Raw genomic sequence first — 20,428 nt, forward strand, 5'->3', positions numbered from 1 at the left:
TTACTTGTATTCATTTGTATTGACTTTTATTGATTTTTACATAATTTAATTGTTTTTAGATCGTGGGGCCGACTGTCTTTTTGAAATAATCCACCTGTTACCTATTTTTTTAGCTTTTACTTCTCCCGCGGCACATAAATTTTTAATTGTTCCTGGTGGCATATCCCACTTTTCGGCGGCTTCTTCAACGCCCATGACTTCTTCTAATGGGTCGCTATCATCATTATTGTAATTAATCACTAATAAACGTAATGTTTCGCCTGGGGCACTTGTTTTTTTTAGAAATTGCTCCCAGACATCGTCTGGAAGCCTAAATTTTCTTTGCATAAAATCCCTTCCTTTCAATTTCGCAATGATATTGCTTTGCAAGCTGATCCGCATATTTTAAAGCCAGGTGACGTTCTCTACCTGTAAACATTTTTTCATGTTTGTAAAAACCGTACACCCGTTCATTTTCTATATAATCTGTACTGACGTTTGGTCGCATTTCTAGTTGTACATGGTATTTCACATGATTTGTAGAATAATCTCTTCTTCTAACAAGTGTCACAACGCTTTTAAATTCAGTATTTGCAACAGTTTGAGCGTGATCGTAGATATCCATTTGATAATTTTTAAGCTTTTTTATAATTTCTTCTAATCTTTCTATGTCCCGATCCACCATATCACTATAACTCTTTAATCTTTTCATATCATAGATGTGCTTGAATTTTTCACAATTTGCATTTATATACATGTGGGCATCTCCTTTTTTTAGAAAGATAAGAGGGGAAAACCCCTCTTATGCTTCAAGTTTCGGCTTGTTTTTCTTAATTCGCTTTACCTCGTGCATTGATCTGATTTCATCGAGTGAGAAGTCTTTGTTATGAAACTTCTTGTACTCTCCTTCATACCAATACCAAGCCTTTTTCTTAGATGCCCATTTAAATCCAAGTTGCTTTAATTCAGTTTTCAATGAGTAAGTGTTGCCTGTGAGCCAAATCCAGGTTCCAATGATCTCAATTTCAATATCGTATTTGATAAGTTCGTCTATGATGTTTTGGTATGCGCCTGTGTTTTGTTTTCCAGAGTTACTATGTAGTTGTTCAAAAAGTCTGTCATACTCTTTCTTTAATGCGATAAAGTCTTCATGTTTCCCGCCTAAGTCTGGATGGTGTTTCTTTGCTAGTTTCTTATATTGCTTTTTTAGTTCTTCGATGGAAGTGACACTTTGAAAAAATTTCATGGTCAACAGCTCCTTTTTAATATTTTAATGCGCTAGCGCATTTCTTAATTATATTTTATCATGCGCTAGCGCACAAAAACAAGCATTTTTTTACTTATTTTGAATTTTTTAGAAATTAATTTAGGGTTGAAAAATAGTGTAAAAAAGCCCTAGTTTTGCTGGCACCAGGGCTTTTTTATGCTTATATAAAACTCTTTTTATTGCTGTTTATTCCAGAATTGAACGTATCTATGCAGGGCCTCAACGCTTTTTAATCCTAAAAATGCTTTAATTTCAATGGGTTTCATGCCATTCTGTAGGGCATTTAATATAAAACGGTTCCGTAGCATAGTAGGCGTTATATGGATTTCAGCGCGTTTCGCTTCTTTCTGTAACATGCGTTGTACAGCGATTCTAGTTAAAGCGGCGGGTTGATCGTTTTCATAGTCCCATCGGAATGTTTGCGGGCCAAAATCAAACGCCACAAAAAAGGGATCACCCGTTTGTTGGCGCGGCCTTACAAGGTTAGGAATCTTGTTGTAATAAGATAAGGCAAGTTTTACATGCTCTTTTGAAAGGGTAATAGATCGTTTGTAGGCGTGCATCCCTCCTGGGGTAATGGTATTCGTCCCAAAGTGTATATCATGCATAGAAAGCGTGAGAATGTCCTGGATAGATAGCCCATAATCTAACATGAAATGAATTAATAAAAGATTACGCTCTAGAATAAACTTTCTTCCTGTTGCTTGGTAGTCGGTTAATCCGTTATAACTACGCATGACGCGGAATAGCTTTTTTATTTCTTTATCCGATGCAAAGTGTTTAGAAGTTAATCCAGGAGGGGAGACATCACTTTTTAAATCCTGGGCCGCACCATGAAATTGTAAAAAGTTAATTAGAATACCTCGTACACGTTTGATATTAGAAATTGACGCTCCACGTTCTTTTTTAAACGCTTTTAAGTATCTGTCTAATACATTTGTATCAAAAGAACGGAAAAACGATTCTGGAGGCAATTTGACGTGTTTCTGAATCCAAGATGTAAAAAGTGTGAGATCGTAGCGGTATTGTTTAACGGTGGAAGATTTACGGCCATGTTTTAATAAATCAGAAAGGAAAACATCAACAGAAAGTTCCCATGTCATTTTTATATACTCCTTTGTCCTAAAAATTGTGTACCGCAATTATAAGCGAGAACCATACAAACAAGCAATAGGGGATTCTAGGTCGTGACGTTTTTCGAGGGGGCTTGTGTGAGATGCCATAGCCGAGACATTGCGGGGCTATGCGGAGACATATGGGCCTGGCTAGAGAGGACGTGTAGTTGTGATATAGGGGGATATATAGATGTACGGGAATGTGTAGAAGGCGAATGATGGGCCGAGATTGAGGGAGGACGATATGCGAGGAATGGGAATGGCCGCCGCCCCGCCTACGTAGTTTTTTGAAAATCTGCCTGGCAACGGAATCTGATTCATAGCTGAATCAAGATACCCTTACCAGGAGAGCTTCGTTTTTCTTTTTCTTTATGTAAGTAGAAAAAAGCTAGAGTTTACATATATCAAACTGACTTTGCACTCATGCCGAAATGATGCCGCCTTTCATCATGTATACACTACATAGGAATCATATTTGCATCACTTTGGCATAACATAGGCATCAGTATTTTTGCTGTATGTTTAGATGGGATTAGAAATGATAATAGATAAAAGATCATCATGATATGTAGGAAAATAAACGAATAAAGCTACTCATAAATAGTGTGTTTGTTCGGAAATATGTTGAGTAACTAAAATATTGTAGATTTGCATATTAAGAGAAAATGAGGATTTTATTTTCGTATATAGATCAATTTAGGAATGATATGTAGAAGTTTATAAAAAAAGAAACTCCCAATATAGGATACTTTTTATTAATAAATCTTGTTTTAAAAAAAATTAAAACAATTAAATACATTAGGATTTATTTTTGCCCAATAAGCCTTACTCTCACAAGGGATTAGAAAATTTTTCTTATTTAATTACTAATTTAAAAGCAGGTTCAATTCGGGTTTAAATTCATAGTGGATTTGTTGTGAAAAACACCCTTATTTTGTAAAAGTATAATAGATTGATAATATGTTTAATCTATTAAAATAAAGAATGGCATGACAAAAAGCCTTGTTAGGGGGGAATTTTTTGAACAAGGCTATCAAACAATTATTTTTTTGTAAAAAATACGATTTAAGCGTTTGGATCGAGCATCTTTTTGAATAAATCAAACGGGATTTTACTCTTATTTGATTTTCTCAATCCTATATTTCTTATGTTTTCTTTCGCTTGTTGCTGTCTACGCTTCCTATTTGCAGTTAACTGTTTTGTATAGATTGTTATGAAATGTGCAGGCGTACTTTCTTGTGATTTGTTTATCTCAAAAAACTGTACACAATCCTCAAAAGTCTTTCGTGCTTCCCAATCTACGTCTGGCGGCATACGCAATGCGATTGTATAAGCATCTTTTTCAGTAATATTTGTATCTTTACTTATGATATACATATACAGTTTCTTTTGATCTTTACTCATAAACTCATCCATTTCGCGGAATCGTAGTTCTAACTTTTCACCCAAATCAGGGGCATTTATTGGCTGTTTTTCTTCTACTTCTTTATTTGAAGGAGCAACAGAATCTAATATGTCTATTCCCTGGCATGTAGGCACAGTTGGTTTTTCGGCTTGTTCTGTAGATTGCTCCTGTTTTTTACTTAGTTTTTTAGATAGAAACTTTGTAAATGTAGAAAACATATCAATTGAAAACGCCCATTTTTGCTTAAAGTATTCAATGATTTTTAAATAATTGGTATTGAGGCTTAATATGTAAATAGATGGTGCCTTCTTACCATGACGTCTTGTTTTGATTTGATGGCATACCTCAAGGTCCTCTAACCACTTCAGAATAAAGTTGATAATTGGTACAGAGATACCCGATTTTTTACTGATTTGATCTTGTCGCATTTGAGAGAAGCCTTCTTGTACGAGGTAAGATAAAACAACTTCCAATGCCTGATAGCGGCGTGGTGTTTGTACGAAGTATTCTTTAGTGGTTTTACCTTCATACTCGAACAGAATAATATCAATAGCTTTAATTACTTTTTTAACAGATTTATTGATAGCACCTGTAGGAACATGAATAAGGTTTGGACTTAATTCTCGTTTTGCTGTACTTAGTAAAAAGTTATTTAGTAGCACAAAAAACCCTCCTATTTTTTCCACCACACATTTGTTAAGGAAAAGTAGAGGATTTTCTTCACAAGAGATTCACTTTGTGCTAAAATAAACGTATATAAGTGAATAAATTCTATGCGTTAAAAATCCTACTTTCTGGGATTTTTAATTGGTGTCTAGTTTGCCGACCGGAACAACCAATTAAAAATTTGTGAGGTAGGTTTTTTTTGTTTTGATAAACTTATTTTATCGTTCTTCTTGCAGAATATCAATCTTTTGAAAGTAAAAATTACACTAAAGTGTTAATAATGTGTTTATTTTATATAGAAAGCAGTTGTTTGAAGGCCCTTATTTGTCTGAAAAATATTGAGAAACATGTACATTTACCTATTTCTGGAATAAAACCCTCCATTTAGAACAATTGTTTGATATAATATATTGAATATGTCTGAATTTTCTTTCAAGAGGTGTGAATGTATGAACTACTGGAATAGGAAATTACAAGAAGAAATTAATAATGCACATAAGACATATGATTGTTTTGCTGTTGAAGCAAAAGTTTCTAAGTCTACTCTAACTGATCTGTTTAAGTATAATAAAGAAGTTTCAATGTTTAGTGTGTTTAAAATGGCGAAAGTTCTTTTCCCAGATAGAAGAGACATTCATGAAGAATGCTGTATAAACATTTTTGCTCAATATGAAAGAAATGTAAAAATTAACATGAAGAGATTATTTGTTATTGCCTATCTTAACGGTTATTCCTCGATTTTAAAATATTTAGTTGATTTATCTAGCAGTCATACAGATTGTAATGTGAAAAAATATTCTCCACTTTTTAAACTGTTCTATGAACGTCCCAGGGGCGGAAATCCGAAGGAACACCTTTTGTGTTTAGAAGATATTCGAAAAACAGTTCCTAAAAAAGAAAATTTAGATATGGAGATATTTTGTGATATTTTATACCTACTGTCTAGTGGTGATATCGGAGATTTTGGAATGTTTGATACATATAAAGATCGTGTTGTTACCAATATTTCTAAGATTAAAAATCAAGATTTAAAACTCCTATATAATTACTGGATTACTGACATTTGGAGTTATGCTTTATTAAGAAGGTTAAAAGTTAATGAATTTAGAGAACAAAATAATAAATTAATGATGTATGAAAATATAAAATATTTTCCCGTTATGAATGCGATGAACAATTTGAGGCTAGGAGAGAGCTTTTTATTTTCGGATTATCAAAAGTCATATGAGTATACTTTAAAAGCACTTAAAGAATTAGAAAACAAATGTGATTTTAAGTATAGAATAGCTATAAATAACATGAACTTTTTAAAACTTATACACAATATAGAAATAGATACAATTAACTTAGAACAGCTTCATCCAGCAGAATTAGCGTTGTATTTTGTTTTAAGAAAAGAGTATTTAAAAGCAATAGAAATTTTAATGAACTTAAAAAATAAAAATAAAAAACTGACGCCAATTCAGTATTGTTATTTAGGTCAAGCAAAAATGGACCTGGATATAATAGCCGAATCAAAAAAGTTATTCATTGAAAATGGTGATTACTTTTTTGCCCAATATGCAACAAAGGCGTATAATGATTGTAAAGAATTGTTAAAATGTGGAGGCGTAAAATGAAAAAATTAGCCATTTTATGTACTGTATCATTAATTTTATTAAGTGGATTAAGTATTTCAGAAAAAAATAAAGTCCAAAATCCAAATAATGTGCAATATATGGTCGATCCCGGAGGAATGGGCTGACTGTAGAAAAACAAAGAGCGACAAAAGACACCGTTTATACGGTGTCTTTTGTTACTTTATAAACAGTTTTTTTAATGTTTGAGCTGGATTTCAGCGAACAAGAATATCAATTAATCCCAAAAAGGAGCGGTAATATGGAAAATATTCAAAATAAATCTAATTGCGAATCACTTATTGTTCAAATTGTTCAGGCATGTAATGGAGATTTAGAAATCATGGGAAAATTAATTGATTTATATGATAGTACAAACCATTTGGATATTGATTACTCGTAATTAACTAAAAAGTATAGATAAATATATGTACTCTAATTTGTTATTATAATGTGCTCTACTCCTCGTGTTGCGATTGCATTTCTATTTCAATTTCCAGAAGTTGCGCCATCCTAAGAATTTCTTTTTCGATTCTTGGTTTGTGTTCTTCTGGAACATTTCTATATTTTTCAATCAAAATTTGCGCCATACGTTCGATCGGATCAGTTTCACTACTATCTTTTTCTAAAATTTCGTTATCACTCATTTGATGGTGTAAAAGTCTTGATTCACTAACATTAAAAAATCTCGCGATTGTCGGTAGACGTTCAATCTTAGGGACTTTATCTCCATTTTCCCAGCTTGTTACGGTGCTATATGGTGTATTTATTGCTTGGGCAAACTCTTTTCGACTAAGGCCTTTCATTGCTCTTAACTTTCGTATATTTTTCCCAAATATATTGTTATCCATTAGGTATAATCCTCCTTTTATACTTTAGTGTTATTTTTTACACTAAAGTGTTGACTTTCGGCTTTAAGCCGAATACAATGTAATTAAGGGAAGGGAGGGTGAAAAAATGCTAGCGTCAGAAAATAAAACCATTGTACGAGAATATAGGGAATCCAAAGGTTTAAGTATTAAGGAAGTTTCTAAAGGCGCTAAAATTCCAATTGGCACATTATATGATGTTGAAATTGGGAGAAGGAGTCTCAAAGCCAATAAAGCCAAAAAAATGGCTGATTTTCTTGAAGTTCCAATCGAGAAACTTTTCAGACCAACATATTATCGTGCAATACCCATCACAGAATGAATTAACCTCATGTTATTGATTACATTTATTTTGTTCATATTCCTACTAAATGTATTGTAAATGAAATTCGGCTAAAAGACGAAATAATTATCACTAAAGTATAAATTTCTATATTTAGAAGGTTAAAATTCTAAATATTCCGTCCTTTGAAAACTGAATAATCCTAAAGGAGCTGTAAAAAATGGTTTTGAAACGATCGTATCAAACACTACTACTCTTTACGAGTGTACTTTTATTTGTGATGAGCTGCTTGATTCCACTGAATCAAGCCAGTGCGGAGGTAATCAATCGAGAAAGGTATCAGATGGATTGGGCCTATAGTCCGCAGTATGGGAAAGATGTTCGTACAGAGCTTCTAAAGAACGCAAGTGGTCAAATTGCGTATTGTCTGGTATACGGTTTGAAATCCCCAAATGGAGAGGATTTACCCGAAGCGGGCAAAACAGATGATGTATCCTATCGCGTCTTAATGAATGGGTACCCACAGAAAACACCAGAAAATTTAGGGGTTTCCAATTGGAAAGAAGCCCATTACGCGACACAATTAGCTCTTTGGAATGCACTTGGCCAGATTTCCGTTGATGAATTACAGTTCAAAAATGCGGCTGTTGAAAAAGCGGCAAAGAACATCATTCATGCGGCAAATCAAAGCCAGGATACACAAGATGTCTGGATGAATGTCATCCCAACGGATAAACAAGAAGCCCAATTAAACGGTGAATATTTTGAAACAACAACATACAACGTTCAAACAAATGCAAAAAAAGGTACATTCCATGTAGAAATGAACAACGCACCACAAGGCACACGCATTGTCACAGAACAAGGTGAAGTAAAAGAAACGTTCCAACTAGGAGAAAAGTTCCGTATTCAAGTACCAAAATCCTCTAAGAGTAGTGAACTATCTCTAAAAGTCGTTTCAAATCTAACGAATGTTCATGCAGTCGTATATAAAGGAACAAGTACGATTCAAGATGCAACTGTATTATTAGAACGCAGTACAGAACAAGTAAGCACAGACTTACAAGTATTTTGGAAAGCAAATGGCGCCTTAAAAGTGATGAAAGTGGATGGAAACAAAAAGCCGCTACCAGGCGCAGTATTTGAAGTCGCAAACAGCAATCAACAAGTTATGGGAACGATTACAGCTGACAAAAACGGTATCGCTGAAATGGGTAACTTAGAACTTGGCACATACACTGTAAAAGAAGTGAAAGCACCTGTTGGATATGTGTTAGACGCTACACCAAAGCCTTTTGAAGTAAAAACAGGTGAAGTTGCTGTTGTAGAAATGAAAAATGTACAGATCAAAGGAAATATTGAAATTAAAAAGATTAGTGATACAGGCAAGATTCTCCCAGGCGTTGAATTTACAGTATTTACGCCAGAAGGAAAGGCAGTCACAAAAGTAACAACAGATCAAGAAGGGATTGCGAAAGTACATTCTCTTCCGTTTGGAAAGTATTACTTCCAGGAAACGAAAGGATTAGAAGGTTACTTATTAAATCAAACAAAGTATCCATTTGAAGTAAAAGAGCATAATCAAACACTTACGTTTGAAGTGAAAAACGATCAAGTAAAAGGAAATGTACAGCTCTTAAAAGTAGATGAAGACGGAAAAACGAAATTAGAAGGTGCTGTTTTTATCCTAGCTGATGAAAAAGGTAAGAAAATCAGTGAGCATAAGACAGACAAAAACGGGTTCATCAAAATTGATAATATCCCATTCGGAAAGTACCAATTCATCGAAAAGACATCACCAGCGGGCTATGTGCTAGTAAAAGAGCCGATTCCGTTTAGCATCACTGAAAATGGGAAAACAATTGAGCTAGTTGCAAAGAATACGAAGATTAGAGGATCAATTGAAATTACAAAAGTAGACGTAGCCGATGGAAACAACAAGTTACCAGGTGCAGAGTTTACAATCTATAACGAACAAGGCCAGGAAGTCGTGAAAGGAAAAACAAACGAACAAGGCATTGCGAAGTTCGATAAACTCCCAGCAGGAAAGTACACATATAAAGAAACACTTGCACCACAAGGTTATGTGTCACATGAAGAAACATTCTCCTTTGAAATTAAAACGGATGGTGAAATTATAAAACACACCGTAAAAAACAAAAAGATTGAAGGTAGCTTAGAAATTACAAAAGTAGACGTAGCCGACGGAAACAACAAGTTACCAGGTGCAGAGTTTACGATCTATAACGAGCAAGGCCAGGAAGTCGTGAAAGGAAAAACAAACGAACAAGGCATTGCAAAGTTTGAGAAATTACCAGCTGGTAAATACACATATAAAGAGACATTTGCACCAGAGGGATTTTTAATCAATGAAGAAACATTCTCTTTTGAAATTAAAACAGATGGTGAGATTATCAAACATGTTGTAGCAGATCAGAAAAAAGAAGTTCCACCAACGCCAGAAACGCCACAACCAGAACAACCAAAACCACAACCAGAGAAGCCACAAACACCACAGGTCATTGAAAAACCTGTACCAACACCAGAGAAACCACAACATATTGTAAAACAACTACAACCGATGAAAGAACAACCTAAGAAAGTAGAAAGCCATTTACCAACAACAGGCGGCAAAGCTGAAAATCCATATTGGAAATGGATTGGTGTTACATTTGTCGTTCTTGGTAGCATCCTAGCTGTTTACGTAATTAGAAAACGTAAAAATCAAGAAGTGTAAAACACTCTCAACTGATAAGGGAGGGCGGGATCAAATGTGCATATTTGATGTACATTATCAAATCAATGATAGGAAATATACGAAATCATATTTACTTGCATTGGTGGAAGATGGGTTTCAGTTGCGAAAAAATATCCAACATGTTCTATTCAAAGAGCACCAACAAGAAATTAAGATTCTTTCTACAGATTTAGAGGAATTAGATTTAGTAGCTTTATAAAAACTGATACAAATGGAAAGGTGAGATTGCTATGTGTGGAACATTTATTGGAAGAAGTGCACAAATTCCAACATTTATGAAGCCAAAATGGTATGACATGAGTAAGTCAAATTCCATTGTCATAGGGAATGAAGGGAACAAGATGAATCCTCAATTTGTATTTGGAGAAGAAAATAGAAATATTCTGGTACGAGGTGGAACAGGAAAAGGAAAAACGGGTTTGATGAAGCAACTCCTTAACCTTGTCATGGCAGATCATCAACAAGCGACTGTCTTAGATGGGGAAGGAGAGTATAAAGAATACGAAAAAATGGGTGCTCACATTATCACCTTTACATCAAAAGATTCTTTTCTAAGCCAAACAGAAATAGAAACATGCAAACAATCGGATGTCGTTATTATAGATGAAGGATTAAGGTTGTATTCCAATAATCCAGAGGGATTCATCGATCTTTTAGAAGAACTAGAGGAACTGAATGTAAGAGTTTTTGTGAGTTTTCAAGCGATACCAGAAGAGTTATTGCACAGATTTGATGTGTATTTAGAATTGGACCCACTCATCGCTTAAAACTATACAATATTTCTATTTAACGATATAGAAGGATAAAACAATACAGGAGGATTTCTTATGAAACCAATTAAGCATATGCGAAGTAAACGCGGTTTTTATATTGGTCGAGTTCCACATACAACACATACACCTTCAACAAATAAGCGTACAGAAGCATGGACGGGAAAAATGGGAAAGGGCATGATTTTCTCTTCCCTTCTAGTCACGCTAGACCCCTATAAAAAAGCGCACAAATCATAATATTCATGGGAGGACATTCTTTCACTGAATATCCTCCCTACTTAAAAGGAGGAAGCAAGATGGGAAAACAAGCGTATCAAAATCGTCAAGAATGCTGGGAAACGTTCTGGAAAGAACAAGTAACGGTAGATGGTGAATTAGATATTGAACAAGTAAAGCAAGAACTCTTCAACTATAAAACACTCTTAGATCAAATTAATCAACCTCAAAACGGGATCATGCAACCTCAAATTTTGATTCAATTAGCCGCAGAAGAACGAACAGAAAAGCATCGTGAAAAGGTATTAGCCCTTGCATAAGGCCATTTCAAGGATAGAAAGGAAGTGAAGAAGTGGCGCACAGCAAGTTAGATAGAGAAATTGAAAACTTCATAGAAAAGAACTGGAAAATGCTTTTAGGTATAGGAGCTGTCGCATTTGTCTGGTTTTCTAAAGAAAAAATCCTCACAGAATTGATGAAGCTGGTGCCAACTGTAGTCGGTGTGTTTCGTGGGATTGCTTTATTGATCTTGTTGGGAATTGTCATACGGATTGTCTTACATGGCATCTATTTATATCTAGAAAAGAAGCGGTATCGATATGTATTGTTCATCCCGCACATAGATGATGAAGTTACACCAGATAAGCTAGGGCAAATGATTCGGCATGTACATGGTTCGGGTCGAAAGCCCTTAGAACGTCTGTTAAAAGGTCGCGATTGGTACCGCATGACGATGTATCGTCCAGAGGGAGAAAATGAGCGTGTCCGCTTTTATGTAGGTGGTCCAGAGGATAAGATCAAACAGGTTGTGCAAGCGATACAAAGCGCCTATACCCACAGTGAAATTTATACCGTCCCAAAGGAAGAAATGCCATTTCCAACAAGAAAAGCGGTAGGAGGACGGATGGTATTAAAGAGAAAGCGGCTAGATGCCACGTTATCACTAGCACGCTATACACGTGATGTATTACCGATGTTAGGAAGCGCAATGGAAGAAAAAACATGGATTGATATTGCTTTTACACCAGATAACGGATATCAGCTGACAAAAGGGATTCGAAAAGCAGAAAAGGCCATTCGAAAGAAGAAAAAGCATGGGCTAGATGCCTTTGAAAAAGAAGAAATTCGCGCATTAAATAAGCGGTTTGCAAAAAACGAAGTGGCGTTTCAAGTATCTGTTTCATTCGCAAGTGAGTATTACCCTGGCGTACCTGTTATTAAGAACTTAGGACATATGGTCGCAAGTATTATGGCTGATGTGAATGAGCTGAGATACAGAAGGTTAAGACGCAGTATGCCAGCTGTACCACATCCCGTATACGGAAAAATGATATGGACGGGATCAGAGCTATTAAACTTGTTGCATCTTCCAAATGTAACGGGTGATAAAAACAGCAAGACAGAGCGAAACATCTTGTATCTAGATAAAGGGGAAAACATGATACCGAATGATTTATTGGCCGAAGGCATTTCAATTGGTCATGTGATGCATCCTTATATCAAGGACCGATTAGTAAAAATTCGAGAAGACTTTTTCAAGAATCATGGCTACATTACGGGGAAAGTTGGGTCTGGTAAAAGTACCATTGCCATGAGGTTAATGCAAAGTGTCATTGATAAATGGCTAGAAAATCCGAATGAAGCGGGTGGATTGTCTCTATTTGATCCAACCGAAGATTTGGCATATGTAGCAATGAATCGACTATTGAAAGCGGAAAAGGATGGGAAAGAAGTGGATTGGAGTAAGGTTCACTTTATCCGTTTTCGAAACACAGATCATCCGCCAGCTTTGAATTTGTTTCATCGTTTTCCAAATGAAGATATCCAAACAGTGGTTGAATCCATTATGGAAATGATTAAGTTAATGATTCAAGGGCAAGCACAACAAACAGAACGATTACTAAGGGCGATTATTGGGACGTTACTTTGTGATAAGAGTCAAATTCATACGATTTTAAGTATCCCACTCTTTATTAGTGATGAACTGTTTCGAGCAAATGTAATCGCAAATTTACAAGGTCCAGAACAAAAATATTACTCTCACTTTTGGAAATATGAAGTGGGAAGCGCGTTAGAAGACAGCACACAAGCGATTTTGAACCGATTAGATATCTTTCGTAATACGCTGTATTTAAAGCGGATGTACGGGCAAACGGGCTTTTCTTTAGAAATTCGGAAGTGGATGGATGAAGGCCACCTTATCTTTTACGATTTAGCGGGCATGGGAAAAGAAGATACATTACTTACAGTCGGTTACATTTGTAATCAATATCACCGTATCGCCCAACAGCGGCCGCATGGTTCCAAACTACATTTAGGCGTGATAGATGAAGCTCATGACGTGCCAGTACCCGTTCTTCCAAAAATCATTGCAAAGGATCGGAAACATGGATTTGGATTATGGGTGATTACCCAGCAAGTTTCGGGACAGTTAGACAGAGAGCTAACAGACATGTTAACAGAGGCGGGCGGAAATTACTTTGTATGTAGGCAAGGTCATAATTCCGCGAAAACGCTAGAGGGCATTATGCAAAAGCAATTCCGTACAGAGTATTTGCAAAACCTTCCTAACTTAGTTGTAGCGATTCAAACGCAAGATTATATCAGAGGTGAAGCAAAAAATGTGTGGTGTACCATACGTGTTCCACCATTAGACCGCTATCTACCAAATGGGAAAGCGGCCAATTACAAAAACGAAAAAGAAATTCATGCATCAAATGAATGGACCAGAGCAAAGATTCATTCTTTAGAGCAACAAAATGGGAAAGCAGGATTAGAGATCGACAAAGAAATTGATGAGTTCCTATATGGAAAAGGCAAGTATCAACAAGCCGAAAAAGTCAATTTAACCAAAGAAAAACCTGTTGTGACATCGGGATTTGATGAGTTAGAAAAGAAACTATCTTCTAATGAAGAGGTGAAAGAAACGGTTTCAGAAACAGAGCTAGTCGAACCCACACAACAAGCGCAAATTATCCCATTCCGAAAACAAGCTACGACAACAACAGAAGGAAAGAAAGAAAATAAGCCAGTAAAAGAGCCTGTTACAACAATCGAAAAAGAACAAGCGGTATCAATTGAAACAGAAAATGTAGAAATAAAAGAAGATACACCACAAGAAGAAGTAAGTATTTTCGATAGTTGGGAAAAGGAGTAAGGGGCATGGGAAACATTTTATTTCAAATCACAGATGAACAATTACTCATGAATTTGCATACACACATTTACTTGGATATTGAGTACATTCATCAAAAGGTGTATGTAGATTATACCAAAAAATCGGTAACGAATCGTTTATATAAGCTAGAACAAGCGGGTTATATCCGTTACGAGTATTTACCTGTTACATCATCGAGGAATCAGAAACGAAAATTTGCGAAACCTCAACGGATTTATACATTAACACCCAAAGGAGTTGAAATGGTTCGTGGATTTCGAGGGGAAGTGCATTGGAAAAATAGTTGGTCCAAACGTTCAGCATCCTTTGTGTATCACAGTTTAATGCTAGCAAAGATTGAATGTGCCATGACATTAATATCGAAGAGAGAAGAAAGATTGGAATTAAAGGAATGGATAAATGAACCGCGGGCCACATTTCAATATGCAAAAGGAAAAAGTCGTGTCATACGCCCAGATGGAGTTGCGGTGATTGGTTTAAAAGAAGCGATTGATAAAAACATTGGTGTATTTATGGAAATGGAACGTTCTTACGGGTCAAAAGAAGTATTAGAAAAAAAGATTATCCGTTATAACGATTTCATGGCGCAAGAAGGAAAAGCGGCAGAGTATCGGACGCATGTTGGTATGGGGTATGAAATATTGCAATGGCGCCTGGTATTTATCGCGGGTAGTGAAAGTAGAGAAAAAGAATTGATTCGCTACTTAAAAGGGGTAAGTAGTCCAGAGATACCAGTGTTTATCACACTGTTTCAAGATATATTACAAGACCCATTCGGCAATATTTATCGCAATATTCAGAATCCCGAAAAGAAAGTGAGGCTGTAAAAATGTGTTTCGGTTTATTTTATCGATAAGCGCCAGTATTTTTCTGTTAGTTATCTTTTCAGATTGGTTATTTGAAAGAGTACCAGGATCAAGAGAAGCCTGGGAAGCGGTGAAAAGTAAGGTCGTGGAAATTTACTATACACAAGGATGGGAAGGTGTTTTGCTTTTCTTCCTAGTGGTAGTGGGAATATGGAAGATGGTCGATCATAAGGGGGGCTAAAAGATGCCGTATCCTAGTCTAATATCTTCACATGGAAATCCCATTTTGGTAGGTATTGTCGTCAGTATCGTCATGTTTGTGTTAATCGGGTATGCAATGTACACAAAAAAATGGGAGATGTTCATTTTCTGTTTCTTAGCATGGATGATTCTTTTCATAAAAGTAGTTTTTCCGCATGAAATGGCGGATATTGCATCTAAGTTGGCGGATCATCACCTTTGGATAGATAAGAAGTAAAAAAGATGAGGGGGAGATAGACAATGTTTACCCATAAAAACACTTACGAAAGAGGAAATGTGGGAGAAGTTGAAGCTCAATTTCTAGTGGAAATCTATGAGGGAATAGGTTGTGAGGAAGTACATGAGATTTGTTTGTCTCAAACAGATGTATATATGCAGAAGTTTTATCTGATGGAGAACGGAAAAATTATCGAAATAGAAATTGGATTAAATACAGATGAATTGGAATGGAAGTGTGATGGGGTAGAGCTTACAAAAGAAAAAGCCATGTTAGAAATCGAGCGTGAAATCAGCTGTTATGACATGTTCGAGCAAGCAAGAATAGATAAAGGGTGGATGTTTAAAGAAAAGGCAAACAAGTTTCTTACAGCTTTAAGAGAAAAGGAGAGTGCATGATGGACGAATTGGAAGGTTTGGAGTTTGTAAGGGCGTTTCGGGCTACAGATGGAGCGTCCTTTGAAGTGGGGAGGGATGAAGACAAACGGTATGTGGTTCATGCTAGATTCCCGTATATCACAGGCAGTCAAACAAAACTCAACAATTTTATCAATTATGCAAGAAATGAAATAAAAGATGAATCAACCGCGGTTGGCATGGCTTCATTCGCTTGTGATTGCTACGAACGATCTTTACGCCAGTACCGAAATTGAAAGGGGGATGAATATGGTTCAAAAGGTGAAACAGTGGTTTGCAAAAACATTTGAAAGTAAACAGGGGAAGGCAAGGAAAGCCACAAAGATTCCTTCCTATAAAGGCCGCTTAATTGGAAAATGGGCCTTTTGGCTCCTGTTTTGTTGGATGCTCATTGTATCCATCACAACCGTAATAAAAGGGAAGGGAGATATACAAGCAAAGGCCAGCACCACTCCAAAGGAAGTCACACAAAAACAAAACCTTGCCTCACGTCCAGAAGCGATTGAATTTGCTCGCGGGTTCGTAAAAGAATACTTTACGTGGCAAAGAGGGGATGAAGGCAAGAAGAAGCGTTCAGAGCGCTTACAGCTCTATGTACCGAAAACATTTGATCCACAAGTTGGTTTGGATTTTGCAAGTATACAATGGGATTCCCATTTTCTATACGCAACTGTATTAAAAGTAGATGAGGTCACAGATAAAGAAGCAAATGTAATTTTTAAAGTGAGATACAAATTAAGCCGCATGAAAGCAGATAATAGTGGGCCAGAGGATAAGGAGGTGATCCAGCAAGTGTCGGTTCCTGTTCAATCAGATGGAAAGGCTTTTGTGATTAGTGGATTCCCTCAAATCGTCAAGGTGAATGAAAAAGCAGAAGTACCAGAAGGGAAAGAAGAGAAAGAACGAGAGGAAATTCATGAAATGACTGTAAAAGAAGACATTCGAGAATTTTTGCCAACCTTTTTTAAATCCTATACGACCGCAACACAAAAAGAACTCGCGTATGTTTTAGCCAATACAGATATTAAAGGGTTAGAAGGAGCCATGAAATTTGAAAATGTACTTTCCTCTAAGATTTATCCAGGAAAAACAAAAGGCACATATGAGGTACAAACAGAGGTATCTATGATTGATCCACATTCTGAATCGAAAATGAAAACAGGTTATACGTTGTTTGTAAAACAAGATGGAAAGCAATGGATCGTAACAGACTTAAAAACAAAATAGGAGAGGGGCATGTATATGTTCAATATAAATCATTTTGTGTTAGGAATCGGGTTAGAAGGATTTTTCGAAATGATGAAGACACAAGGAACATACGCGTTATATTGTGCGTTTATCATTGTTATCTTGATCGTAGCGGCAAAGCGCGCATGGGGAAAAGCGATCACATTAATTGTTGGCGGCGGGATTGTTGTATTCTTCATTAACAAGCCAGATGCATTAAAAACAATTGGAACGTGGTTAGGTGGATTATTTGGCGTCTAAGTAAGGGATGGAAAGGGAGAGGGCTACATGAAGGAAAAAGAATCAAAATCTATCATTGTCTATTGTTTCGGAAGCTATATGAACTATATGCGAAGACAGTACGAAATTATGGGGTATCGTCTTCCGCGTGCGGTTACATGGAGGGCACTTGGTTATTTTGCGGCGGTAGAAGCGGGGCTTGTAGCCTTCCGCTTCCTTCCTCCCTTTAAATGGATATTTGGGGATATGATCGATCAAGTTTGGCTCATGTATTATGGTGTGATCCCTCTTTTCCTTGTATGGGGCGCAGATAAATATAAAACAGATGGAAAATCACTTTTCTCTTTTGTTCGGTCCTGGATCACATTTCGTTTACGGAAGCATCAAAGTAGTCGATTGGTGAATGTACCCAAACTTAAAAAACATGTGTTTTATGGTCATGTATGTGTACAACATGACGTCAAAGATTTACCAATCGTACATTCATTCAGTGAAGAAGAGAACGACATACACGCTTATGATGTAACATTTTTACCCCAAAAGGAGGAAGTTGAATATGTTGAAAACGATGAAAAGACCACCATTAAAGCACGTTGAAAAGAATTTAGCGTTTAGTACAGACGGAAAAGTATCCGCAGTGTATGAAGTAGACGGATTTGAATACGATCATCAAGATGAAAGTACGAAAAAAGTATATTATCGCAATCAACTCGCTCTATTTACCCATCAAGAATATGATATCCACTTGCTTGTGATTCCTCGTACAACAAATTCAGATGAAATTCTGGATGAACATATTTCCACTTTAAAAGGGCCAATGGCCCCAACAGGACGCTTTCTTTTTAAAAAGGTAAAAGAATACTTACGAAATGCGGCCATTGCGAAAGAGAACATGGAATATCGCTTTTTCGTTTTAGTACAACTGAATATGGAACAGAAAGAAAGACAAATTCGTAACCCTGTCGTAGAAACATGGAAGTTTATGAAGAAGGTTAGAGAAGGATTTGCAGAGACAGCTCAAAATATATCGGGTATGAATGTGACGGATATTTTAGAAGAGGAAATTGAAAATTATTTAGAAGTAGAAGACGTGTTATTTAGCCAGGTTAGAGGGGCCTTTCATAATACAAGACGTGCGAAACCATCTACAACACGCTTTTTATTCCATCATAACTTCAAACGTGGCATGAAAGAACTAAATCGGGATCAAAACTGGAAAGTAGGTTCTACGGTTACCTTGAAAAATGAAGAAGGAAAGGCGGTAAAAGTACGTCGGCCAGATTTACAAGAAATGGTGCACTTAACGGATACGGTGATTGATGAAAGCCCAGGGCGTTCTCTTATACTCGAAAGACAAAATGAAGAAGGAGAAATCGAAACCTCTCATGTTGCTTTTCTTGCGGCGAAAGATATGCCCGAAATATCGGCTTTTCCTGGTGGAGAGTGGATTTATCGCATTCAATCTCATTCATTAAAGTTTCCTGTTGAAATGAGTATTCGAGCGTATCACTTAGAAAACCAGATGGTCACACAAAAGCTCTCAAATAGTGAATTGGAATTAAACGATCAACGTCAACAAGCAATGGTAGGTGGTCGCACAACAGATTTAACAATTGATCGTAAAGCAAGAGGCGTCAAAATTGTAAAAGATCGATTTGAAACAACAGGAGCACCTGGATATGAACTAAGTGTACTGTTTTGTGTATATGCCGAAGATGAAAAAACATTAAAATCACGCGTCAATACGCTCATTACAGAATATCGCAAAATGAAAATTGAATTGGTCAATCCATTTGGAGAACAATTAGCATACTTCTACGAGTTCTTACCAGGCTCTAAACGTTATAATACAGACTTTAAGTTATTTGTGGAACCAGGCGTACTTGCACAGGGAATGTTTGGGGCAACGACACAAATTGGCGACAATCAAGGGTTTTACATTGGAAAGACAAAGAAATTAAATCGTCCTGTTTTTATTCGTCCCGAACTAGCGGCGAAAGCATTAGATAACATTGTGACAGCGTTTGAAAGTTTATCAGTTATGTTTGCGGGGCAAACAGGGAAAGGGAAATCTTTCTTAATGAACTTACTCGCTTTCTGGATTGTTATGAGTGGCGGAAGGGCATTTATCATCGATCCTAAGGGTGATCGCACAAGATGGCCCGAATTATTGCCAGGGTTCAATGAGGATACCTTGCAAGTATGGACGCTTGGGAAGAATAAAGAAGATGCGGGCTGTTTAGACCCATTCCGAATCAGCGCAACGATAGAAGATGCGAAGAGTTTAGCACTTGAAATTTTGACGTTCCTATCGGATGTAGGTTTAGAGGATATCCGATATGACTATTTATATAAAGCGATTGAACGAGTGGCGGAAAAAGAAGATGCATGTTTAACTTTGGTTCGTAAAGAGCTAGTGGAAATGAAGAAAGAACCTAACTTATTGCCAACTGAATTAGAACGGTTAAATGCCCTTACAAATCGTTTAGCGACTTTAGAAGGCATTCAGCTAGGAGATTTATTGTTTGGTAAACAAGGTCAAGATTACCGCGTATTAAGTCTAGAACGTCCGTTACAAGTATTACAAATTCAACATTTACGCATTCCGAAATCAGAGGAAAAGAATGAAAGTGTTACAGACAAATTATCTCGTAGTATCTTAATTGCATTAGCGGCATTTGGTAAATCCTTAATGCATTCCGACCGTAGTATTTTCAAAGTATACCTACAAGATGAAGCATCAAGTATTTTGAAAAATAAAGAGGGTGCGGCGTCTTCTGACAAAATCATTCGAGAAGGACGTTATCACAATATCGGCTTGTATTTAGGCACACAAAATGCATCCGATTATCAATCAGAAAACAAAGAGGTTGCAAATGTGGGGATGAAATTCTGTTTTGCATTGAAATACGATAAGGAAGCGGAAGAAATGTTGCGTTACTATAACTTACCGGTCACAGAAGAAAATATCTTAATGTTACGCCAGCTTAGACGCGGCGAAGCCTTGTTCCAGGATATTTTCGGGCGAACCGCGGTTGTAGAAATTGATCCTGTTTTCCAAGAATTAAAGACTGCATTTGATTCCTCTACGAAAACAGACGAAGAACGCGCACAACAATTAGCGTAATTCGTATTA

The 20,428-nt window shown here is 36.5% G+C and carries 24 protein-coding genes; 18 read left to right on the forward strand and 6 right to left on the reverse strand.

The window, feature by feature from the left end:
• Positions 1–45: 45 nt before the first annotated feature.
• From KVT31_RS26645 to KVT31_RS26665, 5 genes are all read right to left on the reverse strand, one after another.
• On the reverse strand, positions 46–327 hold the full coding sequence (locus KVT31_RS26645) for a helix-turn-helix domain-containing protein (RefSeq protein ID WP_001189040.1): 282 nt from the start codon (positions 325–327) through the stop codon (positions 46–48).
• A complete protein-coding gene (locus KVT31_RS26650; protein ID WP_061678392.1) occupies positions 311–736 on the reverse strand; it encodes a hypothetical protein in 426 nt (141 codons plus the stop codon). The genes KVT31_RS26645 and KVT31_RS26650 overlap by 17 nt, the downstream gene beginning before the upstream one ends.
• Positions 737–781: 45 nt before the next feature.
• Positions 782–1,225, reverse strand: coding sequence for a molecular chaperone DnaJ (locus KVT31_RS26655; protein WP_061678393.1), 444 nt, complete (start codon positions 1,223–1,225; stop codon positions 782–784).
• Positions 1,226–1,422: 197 nt separating this feature from the next.
• Positions 1,423–2,349, reverse strand: coding sequence for a tyrosine-type recombinase/integrase (locus KVT31_RS26660; RefSeq protein ID WP_061678394.1), 927 nt, complete (start codon positions 2,347–2,349; stop codon positions 1,423–1,425).
• A 1,077-nt stretch (positions 2,350–3,426) separates the two neighbouring features.
• A complete protein-coding gene (locus KVT31_RS26665) occupies positions 3,427–4,428 on the reverse strand; it encodes a hypothetical protein (protein WP_061678395.1) in 1,002 nt (333 codons plus the stop codon).
• 453 nt (positions 4,429–4,881) lie between these two features.
• Here KVT31_RS26665 and KVT31_RS26670 point away from each other — a divergent pair, with 453 nt between their 5' ends.
• From KVT31_RS26670 to KVT31_RS26675, 3 genes are all read left to right on the forward strand, one after another.
• Positions 4,882–6,051 (forward strand): AimR family lysis-lysogeny pheromone receptor, encoded by a 1,170-nt coding sequence (locus tag KVT31_RS26670; RefSeq protein ID WP_061678396.1) that lies wholly within the window; start codon positions 4,882–4,884, stop codon positions 6,049–6,051.
• Positions 6,048–6,176: a hypothetical protein gene (locus KVT31_RS30650; protein WP_255259297.1), complete on the forward strand. Its 129-nt coding sequence runs from the start codon at positions 6,048–6,050 to the stop codon at positions 6,174–6,176. Before KVT31_RS26670 ends, KVT31_RS30650 begins: the two co-directional genes overlap by 4 nt.
• A gap of 134 nt (positions 6,177–6,310) precedes the next feature.
• Positions 6,311–6,451: a hypothetical protein gene (locus KVT31_RS26675; protein WP_163248476.1), complete on the forward strand. Its 141-nt coding sequence runs from the start codon at positions 6,311–6,313 to the stop codon at positions 6,449–6,451.
• Positions 6,452–6,506: 55 nt separating this feature from the next.
• Here the strand turns inward: KVT31_RS26675 and KVT31_RS26680 are convergent, their stop codons facing one another.
• Positions 6,507–6,899, reverse strand: coding sequence for a helix-turn-helix domain-containing protein (locus tag KVT31_RS26680; RefSeq protein ID WP_061678397.1), 393 nt, complete (start codon positions 6,897–6,899; stop codon positions 6,507–6,509).
• Between the two features lie 106 nt (positions 6,900–7,005).
• On the opposite strand from KVT31_RS26680, the gene KVT31_RS26685 reads away from it, so the two are divergent.
• The 15 genes from KVT31_RS26685 (at position 7,006) to KVT31_RS26755 (ending at position 20,419) form a co-directional block, all read left to right on the forward strand.
• On the forward strand, positions 7,006–7,239 hold the full coding sequence (locus tag KVT31_RS26685; RefSeq protein WP_061678398.1) for a helix-turn-helix domain-containing protein: 234 nt from the start codon (positions 7,006–7,008) through the stop codon (positions 7,237–7,239).
• A gap of 181 nt (positions 7,240–7,420) precedes the next feature.
• Positions 7,421–9,937 (forward strand): SpaA isopeptide-forming pilin-related protein, encoded by a 2,517-nt coding sequence (locus KVT31_RS26690; RefSeq protein WP_061678399.1) that lies wholly within the window; start codon positions 7,421–7,423, stop codon positions 9,935–9,937.
• A 34-nt stretch (positions 9,938–9,971) separates the two neighbouring features.
• A complete protein-coding gene (locus KVT31_RS26695; protein WP_016099495.1) occupies positions 9,972–10,157 on the forward strand; it encodes a hypothetical protein in 186 nt (61 codons plus the stop codon).
• A 31-nt stretch (positions 10,158–10,188) separates the two neighbouring features.
• Positions 10,189–10,725, forward strand: a complete 537-nt coding sequence (locus tag KVT31_RS26700) for a type IV secretion system DNA-binding domain-containing protein (RefSeq protein WP_061678400.1) — start codon at positions 10,189–10,191, stop codon at positions 10,723–10,725.
• A gap of 60 nt (positions 10,726–10,785) precedes the next feature.
• Complete coding sequence (locus KVT31_RS26705; protein WP_061678401.1) at positions 10,786–10,968, forward strand: hypothetical protein; 183 nt, start codon at positions 10,786–10,788, stop codon at positions 10,966–10,968.
• 59 nt (positions 10,969–11,027) lie between these two features.
• Positions 11,028–11,267, forward strand: coding sequence for a hypothetical protein (locus tag KVT31_RS26710; protein WP_061678402.1), 240 nt, complete (start codon positions 11,028–11,030; stop codon positions 11,265–11,267).
• A 32-nt stretch (positions 11,268–11,299) separates the two neighbouring features.
• Complete coding sequence (locus tag KVT31_RS26715; RefSeq protein ID WP_061678403.1) at positions 11,300–14,104, forward strand: type IV secretory system conjugative DNA transfer family protein; 2,805 nt, start codon at positions 11,300–11,302, stop codon at positions 14,102–14,104.
• Positions 14,105–14,109: 5 nt separating this feature from the next.
• The gene (locus tag KVT31_RS26720) at positions 14,110–14,952 is read left to right on the forward strand and encodes a replication-relaxation family protein (protein WP_061678404.1); all 843 of its coding nucleotides are present in this window, start codon (positions 14,110–14,112) and stop codon (positions 14,950–14,952) included.
• A 223-nt stretch (positions 14,953–15,175) separates the two neighbouring features.
• The gene (locus KVT31_RS26725) at positions 15,176–15,409 is read left to right on the forward strand and encodes a hypothetical protein (protein WP_061678405.1); all 234 of its coding nucleotides are present in this window, start codon (positions 15,176–15,178) and stop codon (positions 15,407–15,409) included.
• Positions 15,410–15,432: 23 nt separating this feature from the next.
• Entirely contained in the window at positions 15,433–15,807 is a 375-nt protein-coding gene (locus KVT31_RS26730) for a hypothetical protein (protein WP_061678406.1), read from the forward strand.
• A complete protein-coding gene (locus KVT31_RS26735) occupies positions 15,804–16,061 on the forward strand; it encodes a hypothetical protein (protein WP_033685378.1) in 258 nt (85 codons plus the stop codon). Before KVT31_RS26730 ends, KVT31_RS26735 begins: the two co-directional genes overlap by 4 nt.
• 13 nt (positions 16,062–16,074) lie before the next feature.
• On the forward strand, positions 16,075–17,052 hold the full coding sequence (locus KVT31_RS26740; protein WP_061678407.1) for a conjugal transfer protein: 978 nt from the start codon (positions 16,075–16,077) through the stop codon (positions 17,050–17,052).
• 9 nt (positions 17,053–17,061) lie between these two features.
• Complete coding sequence (locus KVT31_RS26745) at positions 17,062–17,313, forward strand: TcpD family membrane protein (RefSeq protein WP_000281809.1); 252 nt, start codon at positions 17,062–17,064, stop codon at positions 17,311–17,313.
• Between the two features lie 27 nt (positions 17,314–17,340).
• Positions 17,341–17,889: a TcpE family conjugal transfer membrane protein gene (locus KVT31_RS26750; protein WP_061678408.1), complete on the forward strand. Its 549-nt coding sequence runs from the start codon at positions 17,341–17,343 to the stop codon at positions 17,887–17,889.
• Entirely contained in the window at positions 17,849–20,419 is a 2,571-nt protein-coding gene (locus tag KVT31_RS26755; protein ID WP_061678409.1) for an ATP-binding protein, read from the forward strand. Before KVT31_RS26750 ends, KVT31_RS26755 begins: the two co-directional genes overlap by 41 nt.
• The last annotated feature ends 9 nt before the right edge of the window (positions 20,420–20,428 follow it).

It is taken from the genome of Bacillus sp. GbtcB14, from assembly GCF_019091205.1.
In the GTDB taxonomy this organism is placed as follows: Bacteria; Bacillota; Bacilli; order Bacillales; family Bacillaceae_G; genus Bacillus_A; species Bacillus_A cereus_AG.